This is a genomic window from Ruegeria sp. AN11 (genome assembly GCF_056536005.1).
The window spans coordinates 2304414-2328348 of record NZ_JBQFJD010000001.1; the positions used below are offsets into that span (position 1 = coordinate 2304414).

Annotated in this window: 26 protein-coding genes; 21 read left to right on the forward strand and 5 right to left on the reverse strand. The window is 59.9% G+C overall.

Features of this window, described 5'->3' with window-relative positions; translation table 11 throughout:
- Window positions 1–95: 95 nt before the first annotated feature.
- From ffh to trmD, 12 genes are all read left to right on the forward strand, one after another.
- Window positions 96–1601, forward strand: coding sequence for a signal recognition particle protein (gene ffh, locus ACR3EQ_RS11415; protein WP_480490685.1), 1506 nt, complete (start codon window positions 96–98; stop codon window positions 1599–1601).
- On the forward strand, window positions 1598–2155 hold the full coding sequence (locus ACR3EQ_RS11420) for a GNAT family N-acetyltransferase (protein ID WP_170612013.1): 558 nt from the start codon (window positions 1598–1600) through the stop codon (window positions 2153–2155). The genes ffh and ACR3EQ_RS11420 overlap by 4 nt, the downstream gene beginning before the upstream one ends.
- Window positions 2152–2703: a GNAT family N-acetyltransferase gene (locus ACR3EQ_RS11425; protein WP_170612015.1), complete on the forward strand. Its 552-nt coding sequence runs from the start codon at window positions 2152–2154 to the stop codon at window positions 2701–2703. Before ACR3EQ_RS11420 ends, ACR3EQ_RS11425 begins: the two co-directional genes overlap by 4 nt.
- On the forward strand, window positions 2700–3236 hold the full coding sequence (locus tag ACR3EQ_RS11430; RefSeq protein ID WP_170612016.1) for a GNAT family N-acetyltransferase: 537 nt from the start codon (window positions 2700–2702) through the stop codon (window positions 3234–3236). The genes ACR3EQ_RS11425 and ACR3EQ_RS11430 overlap by 4 nt, the downstream gene beginning before the upstream one ends.
- Window positions 3233–3772 carry a GNAT family N-acetyltransferase gene (locus ACR3EQ_RS11435; RefSeq protein WP_170612019.1) on the forward strand — a complete coding sequence of 180 codons (540 nt, stop codon included), beginning with the start codon at window positions 3233–3235 and terminating at the stop codon, window positions 3770–3772. Before ACR3EQ_RS11430 ends, ACR3EQ_RS11435 begins: the two co-directional genes overlap by 4 nt.
- Window positions 3769–4065 (forward strand): chorismate mutase, encoded by a 297-nt coding sequence (locus ACR3EQ_RS11440; RefSeq protein WP_039541590.1) that lies wholly within the window; start codon window positions 3769–3771, stop codon window positions 4063–4065. Before ACR3EQ_RS11435 ends, ACR3EQ_RS11440 begins: the two co-directional genes overlap by 4 nt.
- A 66-nt stretch (window positions 4066–4131) precedes the next feature.
- Window positions 4132–4521, forward strand: coding sequence for a 30S ribosomal protein S16 (gene rpsP, locus ACR3EQ_RS11445; protein ID WP_170612020.1), 390 nt, complete (start codon window positions 4132–4134; stop codon window positions 4519–4521).
- 13 nt (window positions 4522–4534) lie between these two features.
- Entirely contained in the window at window positions 4535–5170 is a 636-nt protein-coding gene (gene bluB, locus ACR3EQ_RS11450; RefSeq protein WP_480490687.1) for a 5,6-dimethylbenzimidazole synthase, read from the forward strand.
- Window positions 5171–5174: 4 nt separating this feature from the next.
- Entirely contained in the window at window positions 5175–5324 is a 150-nt protein-coding gene (locus ACR3EQ_RS11455; RefSeq protein ID WP_170612024.1) for a hypothetical protein, read from the forward strand.
- A complete protein-coding gene (rimM, locus tag ACR3EQ_RS11460) occupies window positions 5317–5820 on the forward strand; it encodes a ribosome maturation factor RimM (RefSeq protein ID WP_170612026.1) in 504 nt (167 codons plus the stop codon). The genes ACR3EQ_RS11455 and rimM overlap by 8 nt, the downstream gene beginning before the upstream one ends.
- Window positions 5820–6635: a hypothetical protein gene (locus ACR3EQ_RS11465; protein WP_170612028.1), complete on the forward strand. Its 816-nt coding sequence runs from the start codon at window positions 5820–5822 to the stop codon at window positions 6633–6635. The genes rimM and ACR3EQ_RS11465 overlap by 1 nt, the downstream gene beginning before the upstream one ends.
- The gene (gene trmD / locus ACR3EQ_RS11470; protein ID WP_170612030.1) at window positions 6632–7447 is read left to right on the forward strand and encodes a tRNA (guanosine(37)-N1)-methyltransferase TrmD; all 816 of its coding nucleotides are present in this window, start codon (window positions 6632–6634) and stop codon (window positions 7445–7447) included. The genes ACR3EQ_RS11465 and trmD overlap by 4 nt, the downstream gene beginning before the upstream one ends.
- A 322-nt stretch (window positions 7448–7769) precedes the next feature.
- Here trmD and ACR3EQ_RS11475 read toward each other — a convergent pair whose 3' ends face one another.
- Window positions 7770–8720, reverse strand: a complete 951-nt coding sequence (locus tag ACR3EQ_RS11475) for a GlxA family transcriptional regulator (RefSeq protein WP_480490690.1) — start codon at window positions 8718–8720, stop codon at window positions 7770–7772.
- A 172-nt stretch (window positions 8721–8892) separates the two neighbouring features.
- Between ACR3EQ_RS11475 and ACR3EQ_RS11480 the strand changes: the two genes are divergently transcribed.
- The 4 genes from ACR3EQ_RS11480 to ACR3EQ_RS11495 are packed head-to-tail and all read left to right on the forward strand — an operon-like array spanning window position 8893 to window position 13365.
- Window positions 8893–9603: a GntR family transcriptional regulator gene (locus tag ACR3EQ_RS11480; protein ID WP_170612034.1), complete on the forward strand. Its 711-nt coding sequence runs from the start codon at window positions 8893–8895 to the stop codon at window positions 9601–9603.
- A 7-nt stretch (window positions 9604–9610) separates the two neighbouring features.
- Window positions 9611–10528, forward strand: coding sequence for a dihydrodipicolinate synthase family protein (locus ACR3EQ_RS11485; RefSeq protein ID WP_170612036.1), 918 nt, complete (start codon window positions 9611–9613; stop codon window positions 10526–10528).
- Between the two features lie 3 nt (window positions 10529–10531).
- Complete coding sequence (locus ACR3EQ_RS11490) at window positions 10532–12028, forward strand: aldehyde dehydrogenase (protein ID WP_170612037.1); 1497 nt, start codon at window positions 10532–10534, stop codon at window positions 12026–12028.
- On the forward strand, window positions 12025–13365 hold the full coding sequence (locus tag ACR3EQ_RS11495; RefSeq protein WP_480490692.1) for an NAD(P)/FAD-dependent oxidoreductase: 1341 nt from the start codon (window positions 12025–12027) through the stop codon (window positions 13363–13365). Before ACR3EQ_RS11490 ends, ACR3EQ_RS11495 begins: the two co-directional genes overlap by 4 nt.
- Window positions 13366–13371: 6 nt before the next feature.
- Here ACR3EQ_RS11495 and ACR3EQ_RS11500 read toward each other — a convergent pair whose 3' ends face one another.
- The 4 genes from ACR3EQ_RS11500 to ACR3EQ_RS11515 all read right to left on the reverse strand — a co-directional run bounded on the left by ACR3EQ_RS11500 (window position 13372) and on the right by ACR3EQ_RS11515 (window position 18425).
- On the reverse strand, window positions 13372–14109 hold the full coding sequence (locus tag ACR3EQ_RS11500; protein WP_170619202.1) for an SDR family oxidoreductase: 738 nt from the start codon (window positions 14107–14109) through the stop codon (window positions 13372–13374).
- Window positions 14106–14837: an SDR family oxidoreductase gene (locus tag ACR3EQ_RS11505; RefSeq protein ID WP_170612043.1), complete on the reverse strand. Its 732-nt coding sequence runs from the start codon at window positions 14835–14837 to the stop codon at window positions 14106–14108. The genes ACR3EQ_RS11500 and ACR3EQ_RS11505 overlap by 4 nt, the downstream gene beginning before the upstream one ends.
- A gap of 62 nt (window positions 14838–14899) precedes the next feature.
- Window positions 14900–16447 carry a trimethylamine methyltransferase family protein gene (locus ACR3EQ_RS11510; protein ID WP_170612045.1) on the reverse strand — a complete coding sequence of 516 codons (1548 nt, stop codon included), beginning with the start codon at window positions 16445–16447 and terminating at the stop codon, window positions 14900–14902.
- Between the two features lie 154 nt (window positions 16448–16601).
- A complete protein-coding gene (locus ACR3EQ_RS11515; RefSeq protein ID WP_170612047.1) occupies window positions 16602–18425 on the reverse strand; it encodes a BCCT family transporter in 1824 nt (607 codons plus the stop codon).
- A gap of 500 nt (window positions 18426–18925) precedes the next feature.
- On the opposite strand from ACR3EQ_RS11515, the gene ACR3EQ_RS11520 reads away from it, so the two are divergent.
- The 5 genes from ACR3EQ_RS11520 (at window position 18926) to ACR3EQ_RS11540 (ending at window position 23932) form a co-directional block, all read left to right on the forward strand.
- Window positions 18926–19831: a LysR substrate-binding domain-containing protein gene (locus ACR3EQ_RS11520; RefSeq protein WP_170612048.1), complete on the forward strand. Its 906-nt coding sequence runs from the start codon at window positions 18926–18928 to the stop codon at window positions 19829–19831.
- A 99-nt stretch (window positions 19832–19930) separates the two neighbouring features.
- The gene (locus ACR3EQ_RS11525) at window positions 19931–21085 is read left to right on the forward strand and encodes an aromatic ring-hydroxylating oxygenase subunit alpha (protein WP_480490694.1); all 1155 of its coding nucleotides are present in this window, start codon (window positions 19931–19933) and stop codon (window positions 21083–21085) included.
- Between the two features lie 11 nt (window positions 21086–21096).
- Window positions 21097–21357 carry a hypothetical protein gene (locus ACR3EQ_RS11530; RefSeq protein WP_480490696.1) on the forward strand — a complete coding sequence of 87 codons (261 nt, stop codon included), beginning with the start codon at window positions 21097–21099 and terminating at the stop codon, window positions 21355–21357.
- Window positions 21358–21487: 130 nt separating this feature from the next.
- Window positions 21488–22951 (forward strand): flavin-containing monooxygenase, encoded by a 1464-nt coding sequence (locus tag ACR3EQ_RS11535; RefSeq protein ID WP_480491767.1) that lies wholly within the window; start codon window positions 21488–21490, stop codon window positions 22949–22951.
- On the forward strand, window positions 22952–23932 hold the full coding sequence (locus tag ACR3EQ_RS11540) for an alpha/beta fold hydrolase (protein ID WP_480490698.1): 981 nt from the start codon (window positions 22952–22954) through the stop codon (window positions 23930–23932).
- Window positions 23933–23935: the final 3 nt, after the last annotated feature.

A 23935-nucleotide genomic window follows, 5' to 3' on the forward strand; every position in this document is an offset into this window, starting at 1 on the left:
ACCAGCGTGTTACGCCCGTGGGGGCAATTGTGCATTTAACCGGTGCTTCCTACTTTGGAGGTGCCACCAGATAAACGGCATAGGAGGCCGAAGGCATGTTTGAAAATCTATCCGAACGCCTTTCCGGCGTCTTTGACCGGCTGACCAAACAGGGTGCCCTGTCCGAAGAAGACGTCAAGACCGCCCTGCGTGAGGTCCGAGTTGCGCTGCTTGAGGCCGACGTCTCGCTGCCGGTGGCGCGTGAATTCGTCAAGAAGGTTCAGGAGCAGGCGACCGGTCAGGCTGTTACCAAGTCGATCACCCCCGGTCAGCAGGTCGTCAAGATCGTGCATGACGCACTGGTCGATACCCTGCGTGGCGAAGAAGACCCCGGCAAGCTGAAGATCGACAACCCACCTGCCCCGATCCTGATGGTCGGTCTGCAGGGCTCGGGTAAAACGACCACCACCGGTAAGCTCGCCAAACGCCTGAAAGAGAAAGAGGGCAAGAAGGTCTTGATGGCCTCGCTCGACGTCTATCGCCCGGCGGCGATGGATCAGCTTGCGGTTCTGGGCACTCAGGTCGGCGTCGATACCCTGCCGATCGTTCCCGGTCAGAAGCCGGTCGACATCGCCAAGCGCGCCAAACAGCAGGCAACGCTGGGCGGCTATGACGTCTACATGCTCGACACCGCTGGCCGTCTGCACATCGACGAAGTGCTGATGGACGAGGTCGAGCAGGTGCGTAACGTGGTCGACCCGCGCGAAACCCTGCTGGTGGTCGATGGCCTGACCGGTCAGGTCGCCGTTGAAGTCGCCGAGGAATTCGACGCGAAGGTCGGCATTTCGGGCGTGGTCCTGACCCGGATGGACGGCGACGGCCGCGGCGGTGCGGCGCTGTCGATGCGCGCAGTCACCGGCAAGCCGATCCGTTTCGTCGGTCTGGGCGAGAAGATGGACGCGCTCGAAACCTTCGAGCCGGACCGGATCGCCGGTCGTATTCTGGGCATGGGCGACATCGTGGCTCTGGTCGAAAAGGCCCAGGAAACGATGGAGATGGAACAGACCGAGCGCATGATGAAGCGCATGGTCAAAGGTCAGTTCAACATGAACGACTTGAAAATGCAGCTGGAACAGATGATCCAGATGGGCGGCATGCAGGGCATGATGGGCATGATGCCGGGCATGGGCAAAATGGCCAAGCAGATGGATCAGGCCGGTCTGGACGACAAGATCCTGCGCCAGCAGATAGCCATGATCCAATCCATGACCAAACGCGAACGCGCCAACCCGCAATTGCTGCAGGCCAGCCGCAAAAAGCGCATCGCCGCCGGTTCGGGGATGGAGGTCAGCGACCTCAACAAACTGCTCAAGATGCACCGGCAGATGTCGGACATGATGAAAAAGATGGGCAAGATGGGCAAAGGCAAGATGCTGAAACAAGCCATGAAGGGCATGTTCGGCAAAGGTGGCCCCTCGCCCGAAGAAATGGCCGCTGGCATGGACCCCAAGGCGCTGGAACAGGCCGCCAAGGCAATGGGCGGCAAGATGCCCGGAATGCCAGGCATGGGCAGCGGCATGGCTCTGCCCCCGGGCCTGAGCGGGTTCGGAAAGAAAAAGTGACGCCAGCACGCTGCACCCAGCCCCCGTCCGGAAAGGCGGCGATGGCAGCAGCGCAGTATCGCGCGGCTCTGCCGGTTCTTGAGACCCGGCGGCTGGTTCTGCGTGCTCCTACCTTGAATGATCTGCCGGTATGGACAGCGATCTGCAAGGAAAGCTTTGGCGATACCGACCAGGAAGCCTGGACCGAGTTCTCGTACTATGCATCCGGTTGGATTTTGCATGGTCATGGCCTGTTCACGGCCGCATTGAGAGATCAGGAAGTGGCCATTGGCTTTGTCGTTCTGGGTCTCGAATGGGACGATCAGGAACCCGAGCTTGGCTATCTGTTTTCAGCCGATCATCGCATGCAGTGCTATGCGACCGAAGCTTGTGCCGCGGTTCGCGATTTCGGCTTTGATCTTCTCGGATCGGGTTGCTTCGTTAGCTATGTGTCGGCATCCAACACCAGATCAAATGCACTTGCCAAACGGCTGGGCGCTGTGCGGGACGTGAATGCAGAGCACGCGATTGGCGCGGATCAGCATGTCTGGCGTTATGGCGAGGTGCAGGCATGACACTTGCGTTGGCCATACCCACCCTTGAGACTGAGCGCCTGATTATGCGTGCGCCGTCGGAAGCGGATCTTGACGCCGATACAGCGTTTTTCGCCAGCGATGCCGCGCGATATGTCGGCGGTCCGCTGCGCCGGGATGAGACATGGCGTCTGGTCGCCTCGCTTCTGGGCCATTGGGCGTTGCGCGGCTACGGTTACTGGAGTGTCGATGAAAAGGACACCGGCACCTATGTCGGGCGGATCGGTCTTTGGTTTCCGGAAGGCTGGCCCGAGCCCGAGGTCGGCTGGACACTGATGAACCACGCCACCGGCAAGGGCTATGCGACCGAAACCGCGCTGACCGCTCGGGCATATGCCTATGACGTGCTGGGGTGGGAAACGGCGATTTCGCTGATCGATCTGGATAATCACGCCAGCAAGGCGGTGGCCCAACGTCTGGGGGCGCAGTTCGAATATTACTATGACCACCCCAAATTCGGCAAAACCGAAATCTGGCGGCACCCTGCCCCGGCTGATCTGGTGAATGGCGGGATGGAGGCCTACGCATGATTGACCTCTGCATTCCTACCCTGAAAACCGAACGCCTGATCCTGCGCGGACCCGAGGCGCGGGATTTCGACAATGTCGCGGATTTCTTTGCCGACAAGGACCGCAGCTGGGATTTTGGCGGACCGCTGGACCGAAATCAGGCGTGGCGCTGGTTTGCCAGCATGATCGGCCATTGGGTTCTGCACGGCTATGGCTTCTGGACCGTTGAAACGCATGACGGTCAGCCCGTGGGCTTTGTCGGGCTGTGGTCGCCGGAAGGCTGGCCCGAGCCGGAACTGGGCTGGGTCATGTTCGCCGGAAGCGAAGGCAAGGGATTTGCCCGTGAGGCCGCTGAAGAGGCGCGCCTTTATGCCTATGAGGTTCTGGGGTTCGAAACGCTGAGCTCGAACATCTTTCCGGGCAACGAACGCTCGATCGCGCTGGCCGAGCGGCTGGGCGCGCAGTACGAGCGCAGTTTCGAAAACGTCTCGCACGGCACCGAACTGGTGTACCGCCATCCCGGCCCCGACCAGATTTCGGAGGGGCTCGCATGACGACATTCACCATCCCTTCGATTGAAACCGAGCGCCTGATCCTGCGCGCGCCCGAATTGGGTGATCTGCCCACAATGACCGCATTCTTTGCGACCGAACGCAGTCATATGGTTGGCGGACCCAAGGATGAATTCGCCTGCTGGAGTTCACTGGCAAACCGGCTGGGGCACTGGGCACTGAGAGGCTATGGCCTGTGGCATCTGACCGAAAAGGCCAGTGGCGCCTTCGTGGGATGGGCCGGTATGATCGATGTCCCCGGCTGGGCCGAACCCGAACTGGGTTGGACCCTGATGGCCGAGGCCGAAGGCAAAGGTCTGGGTTATGAGGCTGCGAACGCGGCCCGTGCCTATGCGGCGCGGCACCAGGGCCTGAACGGCGTCATTTCGTACATTGCCCACGCGAACGACCGCTCGCGCGCCCTGGCCGGGCGGCTTGGGGCCACCTACGAGCGCGACGGTGAATTGCTGGGCAAAAAGGCCCAGATCTGGCGCCACCCGCAGATTGACCCAATGACCTCCGAAAGGACCGGCCAATGACCAACCCCGTGACACAGGCTGCTGCGTTGCTGAAGGATCACCGCGAGAGCATCGACCGGCTGGACGCGATCCTTGTCTATACGCTGGGCGAGCGGTTCAAGCACACGCAGGCCGTTGGCAAGCTCAAGGCCGCACACGACCTTCCCCCGTCCGATCCCTCGCGCGAGGCTGCGCAGATCGCACGGTTAGAAGACCTGGCGAAAGAGGCCGATCTGGACCCCGATTTCGCCAAGGCTTTCCTGAACTTCATCATTCAGGAAGTCATCCGACACCATAAGAAACACCAGAACTAAACCGGGATTGTCCCGGCTTTCACAAGACACGCCTTTGGCGTGATGCCATTCAAAGGAGATACCACCATGGCAATGAAAATTCGTCTCGCCCGCGGCGGCTCGAAAAAGCGTCCTTTCTACCGCATCGTGGCTGCTGACAGCCGCATGCCCCGCGACGGCCGTTTCATCGAGAAACTGGGCACCTACAACCCGCTGCTGCCGAAAGACAGCGAAGAGCGCGTGAAAATGGACATGGAGCGCATTCAGTACTGGCTGGACCAGGGTGCTCAGCCCACCGACCGTATCGCACGCATGCTGGAAGCAGCCGGCGCACGTGACAAGGCCGAGCGCAACAACCCCAATAAGGGTACCCCGGGCAAGAAAGCCCAGGAGCGCGCGGAAGAGAAAGCTGCAAAGGCTGCTGAAGCTGCCGAAGCCGCTGCCGCACCGACTGAAGAAGCTGCTGCTGAAGAATAAGCAAGGCGGGCGCGTGCAGGATCAGACCTTCAGTGATGATTTCCGCACGCAGTTCGATCTGCTGATGCGGCTCCGGCGCGATGAGCGCCGGTTCCGCACCGATGCCGTGGACGAGGCAGTGCTGTCGCGCTGCCTCGACACGTTTCGACTGGCCCCATCGGTGGGGCTGAGCGAACCCTGGCGCGTGATCCGCGTCAAAAGCGAAAAAGCCCGCACTGCGGCGCTTGAGAATTTCCAGACCGCGAATGCCGAGGCCCTTGCCGGGTATTCCGGTGAGAAGGCGCGGCTTTACAGCAGCCTCAAGTTGTCGGGCATGCGCGAAGCCCCTGTGCAGCTGGCTGTCTTCTGCGACGATGCCACGGACAAGGGTCTGGGGCTGGGCGCTGGCACGATGCCCGAGATGCGCCGCTATTCCGTGGTCACCGCGATCACCCTGTTCTGGCTGTCCTTGCGGGCCGAGGGGCTGGGGTTGGGATGGGTGTCCATTCTGAATCCCGACCGGTTGACGCAGGACATGAAAGTGCCGGACAGCTGGCGCCTGATCGGGTATTTCTGCATCGGCTGGCCCGAGGCGTTGTCAGACACGCCGGAACTGGAGCGTGCCGGTTGGGAAAATCGTCAGGACAGTCTGACCGTCGAGGTGCGATAGACTTATGTTTGGGCTGATGCGGCTTCCCATCCTGCTGATGATCGCTTTTATTGTCGGCGTGTTTTTCGAACGCAGCAATCAGCGCGACGCCTGTGCCACGCGCGGAGACTGGCAGGACGGAGTTTGTGTGACGGTGGAAGGGTCCAATGACTGATCTGATCTGTGTAGGCAGTATCGCCGGGTCTTACGGCGTGCGGGGCGAAGTGCGGTTGAAAAGCTACTGCGCGATCCCCGAAGACATCGAATCATATTCCCCGCTGACCGACGAAAGCGGCGCGGAGCGGTATCCGCTTGTGCTGACCCGGACGATCAAGAACGGCTTTGCCGCGCGGCTGGGTGGAATTGAAACAAAGGAGCAGGCCGATGCGATCAAGGGTCTGCGCCTGTTTGCGCGGCGCGACCAGTTGCCCTCGCTGCCGGATGACGAGTTTTATCATACGGACCTGATCGGGCTTGAGGTCTATGACACCGGCGGCACGCTTCTGGGCCGGGTGAAATCGGTGCAGAACCATGGCGCGGCAGACCTACTGGAACTGCAGGGGCCGGGGATGAACACCACGGTTCTGCTGCCCTTCACTCTTGAGGTCGTTCCCACGGTCGATCTGGATCAGGGTCGTATCATCGCCGACCCGCCGGAGGGTCTGCTGTAATGCGGCGGATAATGCTGCATCTGGGCCTGCACAAAACAGGCACCACTGCGGCACAGTCCTTCCTGTATGAAAACCGCGAGTTGATCTGGCCCCATTTCGCGCTGGTGCTGCCTTACAAGACCCGCAAGACAGGGCTGTCCGGTGCGGCCACCCGTCACTCGGTCTATGGGACAGTGGGAACGCTGGCCGAGTTTGGCGGCCAGATGCGCGAGTTTTTGGATACTTTGGAATTCGGAACCAAACGCGGGCTGATCCTGAGCGAAGAGAACTTCAGCGGCCTGCGCCCTAGTCGCAACCTGAGCCAGGGCTACGCTGCGGCCCCGGATCTGGCCGCGTGTATCGTCGACTCGATCCGACAGCGGCTGGTCGGAGAGGATCTGGACATAACGCTCTATCTGTCGCTGCGCCAGCGCGGCGCGTGGCTGCGCAGCCTGTGGGCGCATGATTTGCAACGCACGCGGATGGTGCAGGATTTCGAAACCTTCCGTGCCAACCTTGATCAACTGCCTTCGCTTGAGGACACGGTGAACAGCATTCGGGACAAGCTGCCAGCGGTCACCGTGCAGTCGGAATGGCTAGAAGACATGCTACAGCGCCGTTTTGGCCCCGGTGCGCCATTTGCAGAGTTCCTCATGTTGTCACGAGACAAAACCGCCCGGATTGTACCGCCGAACAAGGTCAATCCCAGCCTGCCGGAAGACACATTGATCGAGCTTCTGGCGTTGAACCGGTCACGACTGGACGAGGCCGCGCTGACCCGTCAGAAAGCTGCGATCATCGAATCTGTGCAGGACGAGATCTACGGGACCCCATGACTGACAAGCCCAACAAATCCCATGGCCGCAAGGCGATCCGGCCCACGCTGAAACCACGCGAATTGATAACGCCGACACCCGATCTGCATGGCGTGTGGAAAGCCAGGATCATCACGCTGTTCCCGTCGGCCTTCCCCGGCGTGTTGGGCGAAAGCCTGACCGGCAAAGCCCTGCAAGAGGGGTTGTGGCAGTTGGAAACGATCGATCTGCGCCGGTTTGGGGTCGGCAAGCACCGCAATGTCGATGACACGCCGGCCGGCGGCGGGGCCGGAATGGTCCTGCGCCCGGATGTTCTGGGCGAGGCGATTGAACACGCGATGGCGGGCGTTCAGGGCAACTGGCCCCTGATCTACCTCAGCCCGCGCGGCCGGCCGATGAACCAGGCCATGATGCAATCGCTGGCGCGATGTGAGGGCATGACCTTGCTGTGTGGCCGCTTCGAAGGTGTCGATGAACGGGTGCTGGAGCATTACGGCGTTCAGGAGGTTTCGCTTGGTGATTTCGTCATGACCGGGGGCGAGATTGCAGCACAGGCCCTGATTGACGCGACTGTCCGGCTGATCCCCGGCGTGCTGGGCAATCAGGCTTCGACCGAGGATGAGAGTTTTTCGTCGGGGCTGCTGGAACATCCGCAATATACCCGCCCCGCCGAATGGAAGGGGCGGCCGATCCCCGACGTTCTGATGTCCGGACACCATGGCCGAATCGCTGAATGGCGTCACAGCATGGCCGAGAAGCTGACTCGGGACAGGCGTCCGGATATCTGGGAGAGCTACAGCAAATCCAAGAGCGGCGATTCTGAAGCGGAGTGACCCGTCTCGCCCAACTGCGTGCGCGAAACGAAGGCCATTTATTCAATTTCTGACTGCATTTCTTAAGAGGATGCCACAGTTCGAAGAAATACGACAAAAAATTACATAGAACTGACACGATCTGGCAATAGTTGCGCCCCTTTCCTGAGACAAAAACAATCAATCCTGCCTGCCATTTGACCAGTACAGTTTTAACGAGGGGGTAACTGGGCAGGGTCAGGGGGTGAGCGCCTGACCGGTCTGATTGTCATCTGGTCATGAGGCCCCCCCCGCCCAATTATCCTCTCCATTCCGTCCGAGGCGCAGCGGCCGTTGTTTGTAATCAGTTGATTTTTGTCTTTTGCATATGCGGGGTTACGCCAAAACTGGATCTGTACACGCGCGAAAAATGCCCGGGGCTTTCGAACCCGCAGGCCAGCGCAACCTCGGTGACCGAGGCCTCGGTCTGAAGCAGCAGATTCTGGGCCCGTTCCAGGCGCAGCTCCATGTAGTACTTCTTGGGGGACGTGTTCAGGTATTTCCCGAACAACCGCTCCAACTGGCGTGCGGAAATCCCGATTTCTCCGGCGATTTGCGAGGGCGAAACCGGTGCATCGATACTGTCGCGCATGATCCGTATTGCCCTGGCCAGATGGGCGTTTCGCATCCCGTTGCGGGACTGGAGCGAAACGCGCTGTCTTGCGGTGGCATTACGCACCGCGTTGTAGACCATCTGATCGGCAACGGCGACTGACAGTTCCCGGCCATGTTCCTTTTCGATCAGGTGCAGCATCAGGTCCGCAGTGGCGGTGCCACCCGATGCCGTGATGTGCTTTTCGTCAGCCGTAAACACGCTGCGCACCAGATTTACCTCGGGAAAGGCTTCCATGAACGCGTCGTGGTATTCCCAGTGAATGGCGGCCTGCATTCCGTCCAGGAAACCGGCCTCGGCCAGCACCCAGGCGCCTGAACACAGCGCGCCGATCCGCGTTCCCCGGGCACGCTCGCGACGCAATGCAGCCAACAACGGGCGCGTGACGTGTTTGCGCATGTGAATACCGGACAAGACGAACAACTGATCAGCCTTGGGCAGTTTATCCAGCCCGGAATGGACCAGCGTCACCGACCCGTTTGAACATACCGCCTGTTCGCCATGTTCCGAGGCAAAGGACCACTCGTACAGGTCTTTACCGCTTTCCAGATTGGCGATTCTCAGCGGCTCGACGGCACATGAAAACGCCAGATGCGAAAATTCCTCAACCAATATGAAGGTGATGTGCTGCGTCTGCTGCATGTCGGTTTCCGTTTGCTGGGCGTCGGCCTGCGACCCCGTGGCGAAGTTTAGGTGATGCTGCACTATTTTTTACTGTATACAAGTTGTATTTTTATCGAATACAAATCGGCCAGCTACTCGGCGCCCACGCGATTCGCAAGGGTATGCATCGGGGCTTGGCAAAGGATTTGGGATGAAAGAAGACGGCAAATCACGCAAGGCAGACCTGAGGGAGCACCTGAAGGTGTCCATTCTGACCCTGCGCCTGCGTCCAGGTGCCGATCTTGACGAGGCGCATCTGTCGGATGCCTTTGGCCTGTCCCGGACCCCGCTGCGCGAGGTGTTCAGGCAATTGGCGGGCGAAGGGTATTTGGATCTGCGCACCAACCGCAGCGCGCGCGTGTCCGAGATGTCCTATACCACCCTGCGCGACTTCTTTCTGGCCGCGCCGATGGTCTATGGGGCAATTCTGCGTCTGGCGGCCCTGAACGCAACGCCCCGGCAGATCGATGACCTAAAGGTGGCGCAGCAAAAGTTCAAAGAGGCATTGCGGACCGGGTCGCCCGAGGATCGTGCCTTGGCCAACAACCGCTTTCACGAAGTGACCGGCGAGATGTCGGCGAATGTCTATCTGCTGCCGTCGTTCAACCGGCTGCTGATCGATCACGCCCGCATCGGTATGACCTTTTATCGCCCCCAAAGCGTTGAAATGACCGAAAACCTGTCCGAGGCGAGCCGCCAGCATGACGCTATCATCGCCGCCATCGAAGCGCGCGATGAAGTGGCTGCTTCGCAGCTGGCGACCGATCACTGGAACCTGTCGCGCGATCAGATCGAACTTTTTGTGATGCCTGAGGCGCTGAATGTCCCGATGGGTGCCCCGCCCCTGTCGAAACCTGCATGAGGACGGAATGAACCCGATTTTCAGATTTGAGGGGATCTACACCCCTGTCGTAACCCCCTACCACGCAGATGGCCAGGTCAACTGGGACGCCCTGTCCGACGTGATCGAATACCTGATCGGACATGGTGTGCACGGGTTGATCTCGGGCGGCTCGACCGGCGAGAACTATGCGCAGACCGTTGACGAGCGTCTTGAGCTGGCAAAATTCACGCATGAGCAGTTAAAAAGCCGGTTGCCGCTTGTGGTCGGCACCGGTGCGATGCTGACACCGGATTCAATCGCGTTGGCCGCGGGCGCGCGCGAGATTGGCGCAGATGCCATCCTGCTGGCCAGCCCGCCCTATTCGGTACCGACCGACCGCGAAAACGCGCTGAACGCACTGGCCATCGACAAGGCAGCAGACCTGCCGGTGATGCTGTACAACTATCCGCATCGCACCGGCACGATGATGGGCGAAGAGTTCCTCGACCGCGTCGGCCGCAGCCGAAATATCTGCGGCATCAAGGAAAGCTCGGGCGATATCAACCGGGTCCACCTGCTGGCGCGGGACTATCCGCATATCCAGCTGGGATGCGGCATGGACGATCAGGCGCTCGAGTTCTTTGCCTGGGGTGCACCGTTCTGGGTCTGTGGTGGGTCGAATTTCCTGCCTGCCGAGCATGTTGCGCTCTACAACGCCTGTGTGATCGAAGGCAACTTTGCCAAGGGCCGCCGGATCATGTCCGCGATGATGCCGCTGATGCGGGTGCTGGAACAGGGCGGCAAGTTTATCCAGACCATCAAGCATGGCGTGACCATGAACGGGATCGACGCGGGCGCGATGCGGCCTCCGCTGAAGGGGCTCAACAAGGACGACAAGCGCGCGCTGGAACAGGTGACGCGTGTTCTCAGACAAAAAATCGCAGACATTGTGGCGGAGGGTTAAGGCATGGGATTGCTCACTAGGGACGAATACAAATCCATTGCTGCCAATCTGGAGCTGCCGACCGGCGCGTTCATAGATGGCGCATTCCGCCCGGCGATGTCCGGCAAGACGTTTGAGACCGCAAACCCGGCCACCGGCGAAAAGCTGACCGATATCGCGGCCTGCGGAACCGCGGACGTGGATTTTGCCGTCGAAAAGGCGCGCGAGGCGTTTGACGATGGGCGCTGGTCGAAACTGCACCCGTCCCAGCGCAAGGACGTGCTGATCCGGCTTTGCAAGCTGATGACGCGCAACGCCCACGAACTGGCGGTGATGGAGAGCATCGACAGCGGCAAGACCATCTATGACTGCGAAACCGTGGACGTGCCTGAAACCATCCACTGCCTGAAATGGCATGCCGAGGCGATCGACAAGATTTACGATCAGGTCAGCCCTGCCAGCGACGATCACATTGCCATGGTCGTGCGTGAGCCGATCGGTGTTGTGGGCTTGGTGCTGCCGTGGAACTTCCCGCTGCTGATGTTGGCGTGGAAGATCGGGCCTGCTTTGGCGGCGGGCTGTTCGGTCGTGGTGAAACCAGCGGTAGAAACCACGCTGACCGCGCTGCGCCTGGCTGAACTGGCGATGGAGGCCGGACTGCCACGCGGTGTTCTGAACATCGTTCCGGGTGGCGGCGCCGACGTGGGCGAGCCCATCGGGCGGCATATGGATATCGACATGGTGTCCTTCACCGGCTCCACCGCCACCGGCAAGCGGTTCCTGACTTATTCGGCCGAAAGCAACGCCAAGGAAGTGGTGCTGGAGATGGGCGGCAAAAACCCCGCTATCGTGATGGAGGATGCCGAAAACCTCGACCGCGTGGCGGCGCACGTGGTCAATGGCGCGTTTTGGAATATGGGTGAGAACTGCTCGGCCTCGTCACGTCTGATCGTGCACAAGGATGTAAAGGCCGAGCTGCTGGAGCGCATCGCCCATCACGCCAAACAATGGAACATCGGCGACCCGCTGGACCCGGAAACCCGCATGGGTGCGCTGGTCAGCGAAGGCCATTACAACAAGGTTTGCAGCTATCTGGATCAGGCCGATAGCGTCGTGATTGGCGGCAAGGCGGACAAGGGTTTTGTCGAAGCCACGGTCGTCGAAGTCCCCGGCAACGACGCCACCCTGGCACGGGAAGAAATCTTTGGCCCGGTTCTGTCGGTAATCGAAGTGTCGGGCTTTGATGAGGCCATCAAGATCGCCAACGACACCGATTATGGTTTGTGCGCCTCGATCTTCACGGCCAATGCCAAACGCGCCATTCGTGGCGCGCGGGCAATCCGGGCGGGAACAGTCACGGTGAACAGCTTTGGCGAAGGCGACATAACCACACCATTCGGGGGATACAAGCAGTCGGGCTTTGGTGGCCGCGACAACTCGGTCCACGCACACGACCAGTACACCCAGTTAAAAACAATCTGGATCGATCTGGCCGACGATGCGGACGAGGCAGTGGATTGAGCCGGTACGAAGCAAAACGGCTGCCGCGCCAAACCGGCGCGGCGGGGTGGAATGCCATTCTGCCCGCTCAGACACCGCTTCCTGAGCTGCAACAGGACCTGAGCGCTGACATCACCATCGTTGGCGGCGGGTTTGCGGGCCTCAGCACGGCGCGACGCCTGCACCAGCTTGATCCTTCCCTGAAGATTGCCGTGCTTGAGGCCGGGCGGTTCGCGGAAGGGTCAGCCGGGCGGAATTCGGGCTTCATGATCGATTTGCCGCATGATCTGGCCTCGGACAATTACGCGGGCGACGGGCTTGAGGCCGACAGGGCCACCATCGCGCTGAACCGAAAGGCAATCGCTTTTGCGCAGCAGGTGGCCGAGGACTGTGTCCTGTCCGACGAGGTGTTCGATCCCTGCGGCAAATTCAACGCCGCTGCCACCCCGTCAGGCGATCTGCACAACCGCGAATATGCCGCGCATCTGGAACGGCTGGGCGAACCCTGCACCCTTTACGATCAGCAACAGATGCAGGAACTCACGGGCAGTCCACATTACACCTCGGGCCTGTTTGCGCCGGGGACTGTCATGATCCAGCCCGCAGCCTATATCCGGGCATTGTCAGCACATCTGGCCGGGCAGGTTGATGTGTTCGAAAACTCGCCGGTTACAGGCTTTGAAAAACAGGGAAACGGCTGGGTTGTCACGACCCCAAAAGCCCGGGTGACGACCGGACGGATTGTGTTGGCCAACAACGGGCATGTCGAAAGCTTTGGGTTCTACCAACGTCGGTTGATGCATATTTGCCTTTACGCGTCACTGTCAGCGCCTCTGACCGACGCTCAGATCAAAACGCTGGGTGGGCAATCGCGCTGGTCGGTGACACCGGCGGATCCGATGGGAACATCCGTGCGGCGCATCTCGGGCAGTTATGGCGACCGGATCCTGATCCGGACCTGTTCAAGCTTTCATCCTTCGATCGAGACGACAAACATGCGCCTGCGCAATGCGGGCTGGGTGCATGACCGTAAGTTCCGCGAGAGATTTCCGCATTTGCCGGACGTAAAAATGGAACACCGCTGGGCCGGAATGCTGTGCCTCAGCCGCAATGGCGCGGCCGCTTTTGGCGAACTGGACGACGGGGTTTATTCCGCCTGTTGCCAAAACGGGCTGGGCATTGCCCGCGGGGCATTGCAGGGAATGGGCATTGCCGAGCTGATCCTGCAGGGCGGGTCGGACATTGCCAGTCATTTTCTGGCCCAACCGGAGCTTCCGCGCCTGCCGCCCGAACCCTTCGCCTCGCTGGGCGCCAACACCTACCTGATGTGGAAGGAATGGCGGTCAGGCAAGGAATGATCTGCCCTATCCCGGCAGGCTGAGCTTTGCCATGCGTCCGCCGTCGATGGTATAGACCTGTCCGGTGACAAAAGCCGCGTCATCTGATGCCAGAAATGCGACAAGGGCCGCAACCTCTTCCGGTGCTCCGGTTCTGGACACGGGGTGGATGCGCCCGATATTCCGGCGAAATGCTTCGGGATCCGGCATCGAGGCGATGAAATCCTCGTTCAGGTCCGTGTCGATCCAACCCGGCGCGACTGCGTTGCACCGGATGCCCTCGGGCCCGTGATCGACCGCGACCGCGCGGGTCAGCCCGTGCAGTCCGGCCTTGGACGCCCCATAGGCCGCATGTCCGGGGTTGCTGCCCAGACCTTCGATCGAGCCGGTGTTGACGATGTTGCCGTGCGTTTTTCGCAGGTGCGACAAGGCGGCCTTGATCATGAGAAACGGTGCCGTCAGGTTGACCGTCAGGGTCCGCTGCCAGTCGTCCAGGCTCATGTCCTCGACCGAGGCTTCCTGCATCATCCCTGCATTGTTGACCAAAACATCAAGGCGCCCGGCCTTCGCAATCAGTTCATCGATCACCTGCGCCGGGCTGTCAGGTCTGGTGAAATCCGCAGCGATGCCTTCAAATTCTGTGTCCGCCCCACGCTGGGCCGTGAAGACGCGCGCGCCTTCTTGCTGCAGCCTGACCGCGATGGCACGGCCGATACCGCTGCGGCCGCCTGTGACGAGGGCAACCTTGCCTTGGAATCGGTTCATGTGACTGGCTTACCTCCGTTGACCTCAACCAATGTGCCGCAGACATAACGCGCCGCGTCCGAGACAAGAAACAGGACGACATCTGCGATGTCATCAGGCTCGGCAATCCGTCCCAGGGGGACAGTTGCACCCAATTCGGCCACGGCAGTATCCGGATCGAACCCGCGTTTTGCAAAACCGGACCTCAGCATGGGCGTGTTCACTTCATTCGGGCACACCGCGTTGATGCGAATGCCCTGATGCGCGTGGTCCATTCCCATGCACTGCGTCAGCGAGGCGATGGCCGCCTTGGTCATACAATAAACCGCATGGTTTGGCCCCGGCCGCAAGCCCCAGCACGATGCCGTATTGACGATTGCCCCGCCCCCCGATTGGGCCAGGATCGGAATCGCGGCCCGACAGATTCTGAACGGTGCTTCGACATTGACACCCAGGGACAGTGACCAGTCATCATCCGTGGTTTCGGTGACGGTGCCCCGCGTTATCACGCCCGCATTGTTGATCACGATGTCCAGCGCGCCCAGAAGGTCCGCGGCCGCTTGGGGAAGCGCGTCGCTGTACGAAGCGTCCCTGAGATCACCGGGCAGGTGGGCTTCGGCCTCGATCCCGTCAACTGATCTGTCCGCCACGGCAACATGCGCGCCGGCCTGCCGCAATTGGCGGACAATTGCTGCGCCGATCCCTCCGGCAGCTCCAGTAACCAGCGCCTTTCTTCCATTCATTTCCATTTCAATTTCCCGATCAAAAAAAGACCCGCCAATTTCAGGCGGGCCAGTGGGGGGAGAGATCATCAATACGTCTGGTTCAGTTCGTCCGCTGCCGGTATTTCCCGTTCGCGGCGCGCGATGTAGTCCAGCAGTTCCTCGTTCTTGGCCAGATCCAGCGTGGGCTCCTGATATTCGGCCAGCAGCTTGCGGGCGTGGTTCAGAGCGCGTTCGGTGATCTCAACCTCGCCCTCAGCCGTCCATTGCTCGATCGAATTGTTGTCAAACATTTCGGGCATGAAGAACGCGGTCTGGAAATTGTCCTGTGTGTGCGGATGACCCAGATAGTGACCGCCCGGCCCCACATCCGGCACCGCAGCCAGAGCCTGATCGAAATCGTGCCATTTCGGACCTTCGGCCATGCGATAGGCCATGGCGCATTGTTCAGCATCCACGATGAACTTGGCGACCGAACAGTGCATCCCGGCCTCGTTCCAGCCCGCCGAATGCCAGATGTAATTGGCCCCCGCATGAATAACAGCCTGCAGGGTCGTGGCAGATTCGTAACCGGCCTGCGCATCGAAGGTCTTGGCCCCGCCAAGCGTGTTTGAAGTACGCCACGGCACGTCGTAGTACCGCGCCATCTGACCAATCATGAAATTCATCAGACTGATTTCGGGCGTGCCCGCCATCGGTGCGCCGGATTTCATCGACACGGTTGACAGGTAGTGGCCGTAAATCGCGGGCGCGCCCTTGCGGATCACCTGTGTGTAGGCCAGCGCGCTCAGCGCCTCGGCGTTCAGCTGCGCGACGGTCGCGGGTACGCTGGCGGGCGTGTTGGCACCGCCCAACACGAAGGGCGAGCACAGTACCGGCTGCTTGCGGCGGCAGAAGGCACGCATCGCGCCCAGCATGGTTTCGTCCCAGACCAGTGGCGAGTTGCCGTTGCAGTTGCCGGTGGTGACGGGGTGATCCTCAAGGAACTCTTCCCCGAACAGGATTGCGCACATGTCCATCACGTCCTCGGCGTTTTTGGGGCTGGTGGTCATGCCCATGAACGTCTTGTCCGAATATTTCATCGAAGAATAGGTGATGCGCAGGTGGCGCTGACTGATCGGGTGATCGTAGGGTTCCACGATATGATGGGCCGACGAATGCAGCGCGGGCATCATGTGGCTCAGCTTGTGGAACATGGCCAGATCGTCCAGCGTCGGATTGCGGCGCACGTCGTCGAGATCACGCAGGAACGGCGCGCCGGTCATCGGCACGAAGATCGAGTGCCGGCCACCCAGCCGCACGTTCTTTTGCGGGTTGCGGGCGTGATAGGTGAAATCCGAAGGGATTGTGGCAATCAGTTCACGCACCAATCCGCGATCCAGATAGACCAGCTCTCCCTCGACCCTGGCACCGGCCTTTTTCCAGTCTTCCAGCGCAATGGGGTCGCGGAACTGCACTCCGACATTTTCCAGAATGTCCATCGAGGCGTTGTCGATGCGCTCAACCTGGGCGCCGTCCATCACCTCGCATAGCGGGATGCCCCGGGTCAGTCCGGGCAACATCTCAAAGTTTGGCGCGGTTCGCTTGGCGCGGCGGGCCGAGCGTCCGCCCGAGCGCGTTGCGGTACGAATGTTCATGGGGCAATCCTCCAATCTTGTTAGACAGAATGGGGGATTCGCAGGTCGCGCACCTCACTGATTCCGAAATCTGTTTGCAGGAACCGACACCGTTTCAAAACCAAAAGCGCCGCCCCTGTCGGGGCGGCGCCTGATCTTGTCTGTCGCTATCCGATTATTCGGCGGCTTGGGTAGAGACACCGTGCTTTTCACGCTGTCCGTCGCGGAACAACGCCTTGCCCAGCGCGATGCACATCAGGCCCATCACCATGGTAAAGGGCAGTGCACCGATAATCATCGCATTGCGCAGCGCATCCATTGGGTTGTTTTCACCCGCAGCGAGGACCAGTGCGCCGATCACGGCCGTCAGGATCACACCCCAGATGATGCGGTGCTTGATACCGGTTTCCTGGCTGCCGCCGGACATGATGGTGTTCATTACCAGAATGCCCGAGTCCGCAGAGGTCACCAGGAAGGTCATGATCAGGATCACGCACATGACGTTCAGCATGGACAACAGCCCGCCGTCGATCATGTAGGACAGTGTCACGAACAGTTTGTTGGTGTTCGAGGCCCCGATGATTGCGCCTTCCGCCGCGCCTGCCAGTTCCAGATCGATCGCGGTGCCGCCCAGTACGGTCATCCATGCAAAGCAGACCAGTGCCGGTGCGAAGACGCAACCCAGGATGAACTCGCGCACGCTGCGACCCTTGGAGATGCGCGCCAGGAACAGGCCCACGAAGGGCGAGAACGCGATCCACCAGGCCCAGTAGAATGTGGTCCAGCCTGCCTGCCAGCCGAACTGACGGCCCTGCTCGCCTGCTGCATAAGCCGCGGTCAGGGTGGCTTCGTCCAATTCGGCGGCTGCACCTTCCAGACCGCCCTTGAAGCCGTCAAAGCTGCCCCAGGCATTGGTTGCGCCGCCCATCAGGTCAGCCGCATGCGCCTGCGCCTCGGCGGGCAGAGCTGCTGCAAAAGCTTCGGCCGAAAGCGGGCCATAGGCATTAAAGCTGAGCGACAGGAAGTGCAGAATGTAGTCCACCATCGCCGAGCCGTAGGTGGTCATGGCGAAGACAAACGAGCCGAAGACGATGAACGTGCCCAGAAGGATGATCGACAGCACAAGGTTCAGGTTCGACAGGTACTTGACGCCCCGGCCAACACCGGAAACCGCCGAAATGATCGACAGGCCCATGATGACGACCAGCCCCGAAATCAGACCGACCTTGCTGGGGGTCGGAACCTCGCCGCCCATATCCATGATCCACTGCATGCCGGTAATGGCATAAAGACCGTCGATGAACTGGCTGACGCCGTAGCCGATGGTGACCGAGACACCCAGAATAGTCGCCACAACACCCAGAACGTCCACGGTGTGGCCCAGAAACCCGTTCATCAGGCGGCCAAACAGAGGCGTCAGCGCCGAGCGGATCGTCAGGGGCATGTTGCGCGTATAGGCGTAATACGCCAGCGACAGCCCGGTTACCACGTAGATCGCCCAGGCGTGGAAGCCGTAGTGCAGGTATGTGAAGCGATATGCGGATTGCAGCGCCTCAGGCGAGTTGCCCTCGACCGAGCCCGAGACCACCACGGGGTTCGAGCCCCATAGACCCAGAGGTTCGGCGGTGGCAAACACCATCAGGCCAACACCCAGACCCGCGCCGAACATCATCGAGAACCACGAGAAATTCGAGAATTCGGGCTTCTCACCCGGTGTACCCATGATCCGCCGGCCGGTGGATGGCAGGATCGCAACGATGGCAAGGAAGAAGAAGAACAGCCCGACGATGATAACGTAGAAGCTGTTGAATACTTCAAGCAGCCTGCCGTTCCAGCTGCCGAGCGTGCTGTTCGCATTGGCCGGGAACACCAGCGCCCAAAGTACGAGCGCGACCATGATCCCTTTGCTGATCAGGGCGATCGGGACGCTGTAGTTCTCGTAGAAACCGGCATCCGCCGTTTCTATCTCGAGATCCGTGAACGGTTCGGGTACTGACATATTCTCTCCTCCATGGCGATGTCATTATTTTGGGGGTCTGCGTGGTTGCGTATGCACCTTCGCGCCGACGTCCTGCTGTAGCTGACGACCGGGCATGCGGCCGGGGTACACATGAAACCCTTTCAACCCCGGGAAGTGCCAACGCGCGCTCCCATACGCACAGATTTCAGCGCAACCTGGTCCGAAAACACGTGCTGCGCCCTGGCCTTCCAGTTTTTTTTCACACGGGTGACGCCCAGAATTGGCACGGAACCCGAAACTGTCTGCGGACCTGTTCAACGGCGTTTTTTGCAGCCTATTGTACTCGACCCTCATTGGTTCGTCTGCATACAAGGTCGATTTCGGTCGTATTCGGCGTTTACCGACACTATCCGACCCATTGCCGACCCCAGCCGCCATTTGTGACTGACAGATGCATCTATTATTTAGCAAAATCAGTTCTACAACCGAGAAAATTCTATTATTCACTTGAATGATCCTAAACCGAGTACTGATTACGCATGTCCAGACGCCATTATAAACTGCCGCCTTTGACCACCCTTTCTGCCTTCGAGGCAGCAGCACGGCATCTGAGCTTCAAGAACGCCGCCGAGGAATTGTCGGTCACACCCGGTGCAGTCAGCCATCAGATCAAGGCGCTGGAAGGCGATCTGGATACAGCGCTTTTTCAACGCAAGCATCGCGGTGTGGACCTGACCGAGGACGGAAGGGCATTGTACGAGGCATTGTCCACGTCCTTCGGGCGTATCTCAAAGACGCTGGCGACGATCCGCGACCGCACGTCGGGCGGCAAGGTGACCGTCGGATCGACAACGGCCGTCGCCGCATTGTGGCTGTCACCCTCCATCATCCGGTTCTGGCGGGAAACGCCTGAAGTCAATGTCGATCAGATCTCGCAGGATCGTCCTTTCAGGAACCGGCCCGAGATTGATTTCTTCATCCGATACGGCAAGGACAATGACCGTACGCTGTCGCATACCCCGCTGTACCGAGATCAGCTGATCGCGGTCGGCAGCCCGGACATGGCCGAAAGACTTGCGGGTGCGGATTTGGAACAATTGGCCGCCCAGCGGCTTATTCATCTGGATTCAGAGGATCAGACCTGGACGACATGGCCGGACTGGTTTCAAATTCTGGGTTATTCAGGAAACATCCCGGTGGAAACACGCGTCAACAGCTACTCGGTGGCCTTGCAGCTTGCGCGCAAGGGCGCAGGACTGGCACTTGGATGGCAACGCCTGATCAGGCCTATGTTGCAATCGGGGAAACTGGTTCCGATCGGCCCGCATCGCCTGACGGCCCCCAACCAGTTCTACCTGGTCGGCCGACCGGAAGAGGAACTGACCGAGAATGCTCGCGCGCTCAAGAACTGGATCATTCAGGAGGTGCGTCAGAATTCGGATTAGATCAGGTCAAGCTGTGATGAGGATTTCTGATATTGAAGCGGGGGCGGCGGTTCCGTCAAAACGATTGAAATGCATCCAGCCAAGAGTCAGGAGAGCCCGATGAACAAGCATAGTGTTCTGTCATCCGTTCTGAACGATGTGAATATCGCAAACGGCCTGCCGAACGAACATTATATCGACCCGTTGGTTTTTGCCGAAGAAAAACAGTCGGTCCTGTTTTCGAATTGGTCTGGTATCGGGTTTGGCAAGGACGTCCCCGAGGAAGGAGACGCCAAACCAGTGGACTTTCTGGGTATGCCCCTGTTGATCGTGCGCGACCGCGACGGCGAGATCGGCGTGTTTCAGAACACCTGCCGGCATCGCGGAATGATCCTGGTGGATACGCCCAGAAAAATCGGCGGTGCCATCCGCTGTCCCTATCACAGCTGGTGCTACAGCCTGAAAGGCAAGCTGCACGCGACGCCTCATGTGGGGGGGCCGGGACAGAACAAGCATGAAGACATCGACAAGGACGATCTGGGGCTGGTACGGATTCGGTCTTACGTCTGGCGTGACGTGATCTTCGTCAATGTCAGCGGCAACGCTCCCGATTTCGAAGAGGTTCACGGACCGCTGATGGAACGCTGGGGCGAATTTGAACAGCCTATCTTTCACGGCGGCGAGACATCGTCCTTCAAGCTTGAGATCAAGTCCAACTGGAAGCTCGCAGTCGAGAACTATTGCGAAAGCTATCATTTGCCGTGGGTGCATCCCGGACTCAACAGCTATTCCCGCCTGGAAGATCACTATAATATCGAAGCGCGCAACCACTACTCGGGCCAGGGAACGCTGGTTTACCGTCAACTGACAGATCAGGACGGTGCCACGCTGCAGGATTTTGCCGGCCTGAGCGACAAGTGGGATGAGGGCGCGGAATATGTCGCGCTGTATCCCAACGTGCTGTTGGGCGTCCAGCGCGACCACAGCTTTGCCATCGTTCTCGAGCCTGTCGATCAGGAGAACACGGTGGAACATATCGAGCTGTATTACGCCAAAAGCGAAGCCGAAACGCCCGAGCATGACGGGTTGCGCGCCTCGAACGCGCAGCTCTGGAAAACCGTTTTCGAAGAGGATGTTTTCGTCGTGGAAGGTATGCAGAAAGGTCGGCACGGCGTTCTGTTTGACGGCGGGCGGTTTTCGCCGGCGATGGACGGACCGACCCATTGCTTCCACCACTGGGTGGCCACGCAGATCGAAAACGGCCGGACAGTCTGAGGAACGGCCGGGTGAAGGATCGGACAGATCAAGATCAACGGGCTACGCTGGATCGGCTGCTGCTGGATGCACATTCCCGAGGCGACCACGTAGACCTTGTCCGCTATTACACACAGGCCGCGAATGAGCGTGAAGCCGTTCGCGACCTGGACGCGGCCTGCTTCTATCTGACCCATGCCTTTGTCTTTGCGCTGGAAGCCGGCGCGCCCGAAGCCGATGTTCTGAACTACCGGCTGTTTGAACACGGGCGCACGGAACGGTTGGAGTTTTAAGCCAACCGTCAACGGTAACGTACCCTGCCGTTACACTGCCCTAACGTCGCCCTGTTCACACGCGCGATAAAACTTCTATCCTGCCCGGGGCTTCAATCGGATCGTCACGGGAGGGGAAACGTTGGAAAACGTGACTGACATGCTGATCGTCGGCGCCGGGTTTTCCGGGCTGACCATGGCGCTGGAGGCGCGAAAGCGCGGCGTTGCCAACATCGCCATCCTTGAAAAAGCAGGCGATATCGGCGGGACCTGGCGCGAGAATACTTATCCCGGCGTTGCCTGTGATATCCCCTCGCATCTCTATTCAATGGCCACCCACCCGAACCCGGACTGGAGCCGGGCTTATGCGGGCGGTGCCGAAATTCAGTCCTATCTGCAGAAGATCGCCCGCGCCGAGGGCCTATACGATCTGTGCCATTTTCACCAAAGCCTGAAATCTGCCAGATGGGACGGCACAAACTGGCAAATCGAAACACATGAAGGCCAGCACTGGACCGCAAGCTTTCTGATCTCGGCAATTGGTGCGCTGCATGTGCCGAACATTCCGGATGTCCCCGGCGCCGAGAGCTTTCCCGGCCCTTGCTTTCATTCCGCCGAATGGGATCACGACGTCCCATTGGCCGGCAAACGCGTAGCGGTCGTGGGCACTGGCGCATCCGCGGTTCAGTTCGTGCCCGAGATCGCCAAATCCGCGGCGGACGTCACCGTTTTCCAGCGCAGCCCGCCTTATGTCCTGCCGCGCCCTGACGGCCCAATTGCACCATGGGTACGTCGCCTCTACCGTCACGTCCCCCTTCTGCCACGCCTGCGGCGCAAGCTGATCTACATGATTTTTGAGTACCGCCACAAAGTATTTCGCGGCGAGGCGCGCATGGTGAATTTCGCAATGAAAATGTGGCGTAAATCACTGACTGGCGCGATCCCGGATCCTACCAAGCAGAAGATGCTGACGCCCGGTTATCGGATCGGGTGCAAACGTATCCTGAGCTCGAACGACTGGTACCCGGCACTGGCCCGCGACAACGTCCATCTTGTTGCGCAAGGGGTGGCATCCATTGAGTCCGACCAGATCATCGCAACAGATGGCAGCACGGTTCAGGCTGACGTTCTGATCTGGGGAACCGGCTTTCACGTCACGGATGTGGTGCAACGACTGGACATCTCGGGCGTCAACGAAATTACACTGCACAAAGCTTGGGGCGACGGAATGCAGGCCAATCTGGGCACTGCGATCGCCGGTTTCCCAAACTTCTTCATATTGCTGGGGCCGCATACCGGGCTGGGGCACAACTCGGTTGTTCTGATGATTGAAGCCCAGGTGAAACACATTGGCCGCGTTCTGGCGCAGATGAAGAAAAAAGGGCTGAAGGCCATCATGCCGGATGCCGCGAAACAGGATGAGTTCACACGCGAGATGCGCGAACGGCACACCGACAGCGTCTGGCAGACTGGCGGTTGCACGTCGTGGTATCAGGATGCGCAAGGGCGCAACACCACGCTGTGGCCCGGCACCGTGGCGGAGTACGAAAAGAGGATGGCGCAGGCGGGTTTGGAACAATACCGGCCAGTGCCCACGCCGAATGGAGAATTGTAGATGACGACAATCCTGATTCTGCTGGGCGCACTGGGCCTCTTTCTGCTGGCCATGAACCTTTGGACGCGGCGGCTGACCAAAAAGGGTTTCGAAAGGGTGCCTCAACCGGGTCAGTTGGTCGCGGTTAATGGCGGCAGCATCCACTATGTCGAGCGTGGAGATCCCGCCAACCAGACCATCGTGATGATCCACGGTCTGTCGGGGCAGCTACAGCATTACACCTATGCGCTGATGGACGAATTGGCGGACGATTTCCACGTCATTGCCATTGATCGCCCTGGCTGCGGGTATTCCACCCGGGACGACCCGTCGTTGAGCACCCTTCCGGAGCAGGCCCGGATGATACAGGAGTTTCTGGACCAAAAATCGGTCACCGACGTCATTCTGGTCGGGCATTCTCTGGGCGGAGCGGTGTCGCTGGCGATGGCCCTTGAATATCCGGACCGGATTGCGGGGCTCGCGTTGCTGGCCCCGCTGACACAGCAAATGCCCGCGCCGCCACAGGTTTTCAAACCGCTGGAAATCCGGACTGCCTGGTTGCGCAACCTGATCGGAAATACGATCGCCGTGCCGCTGGCGGCAAAGACAGCGCCCCATGTTCTGAGCGCCGTTTTTGAGCCCGAGCCCGCCCCGGCGGATTTCCTGGACCGGGCGGGCGGCGCCCTGGGGCTGCGCCCATCGGCCTTCATCACAGCCTCGCAGGACGTGGTCGGAGTGGATGCCAGCATCGGGGACCAATGCCGCCGCTACCCGGAACTGCAAGTGCCGGGCGGTATTCTTTACGGCGCTCAGGACGCCATCCTCTCAGCCGCGCAGCACGGCCCTCCGATGACAGAATTCGGCCTGACCTACGAGGAAACTGGCAAGCACGGCCATATGATCCTCATCACCATCCCGGAAATTTGCGCATCGTTCATCCGAAAGATTGCCGATAATTGCCGCTCATCCCGATTGGATTCGGCAGGTCAGACCAAAGAGTGAAAG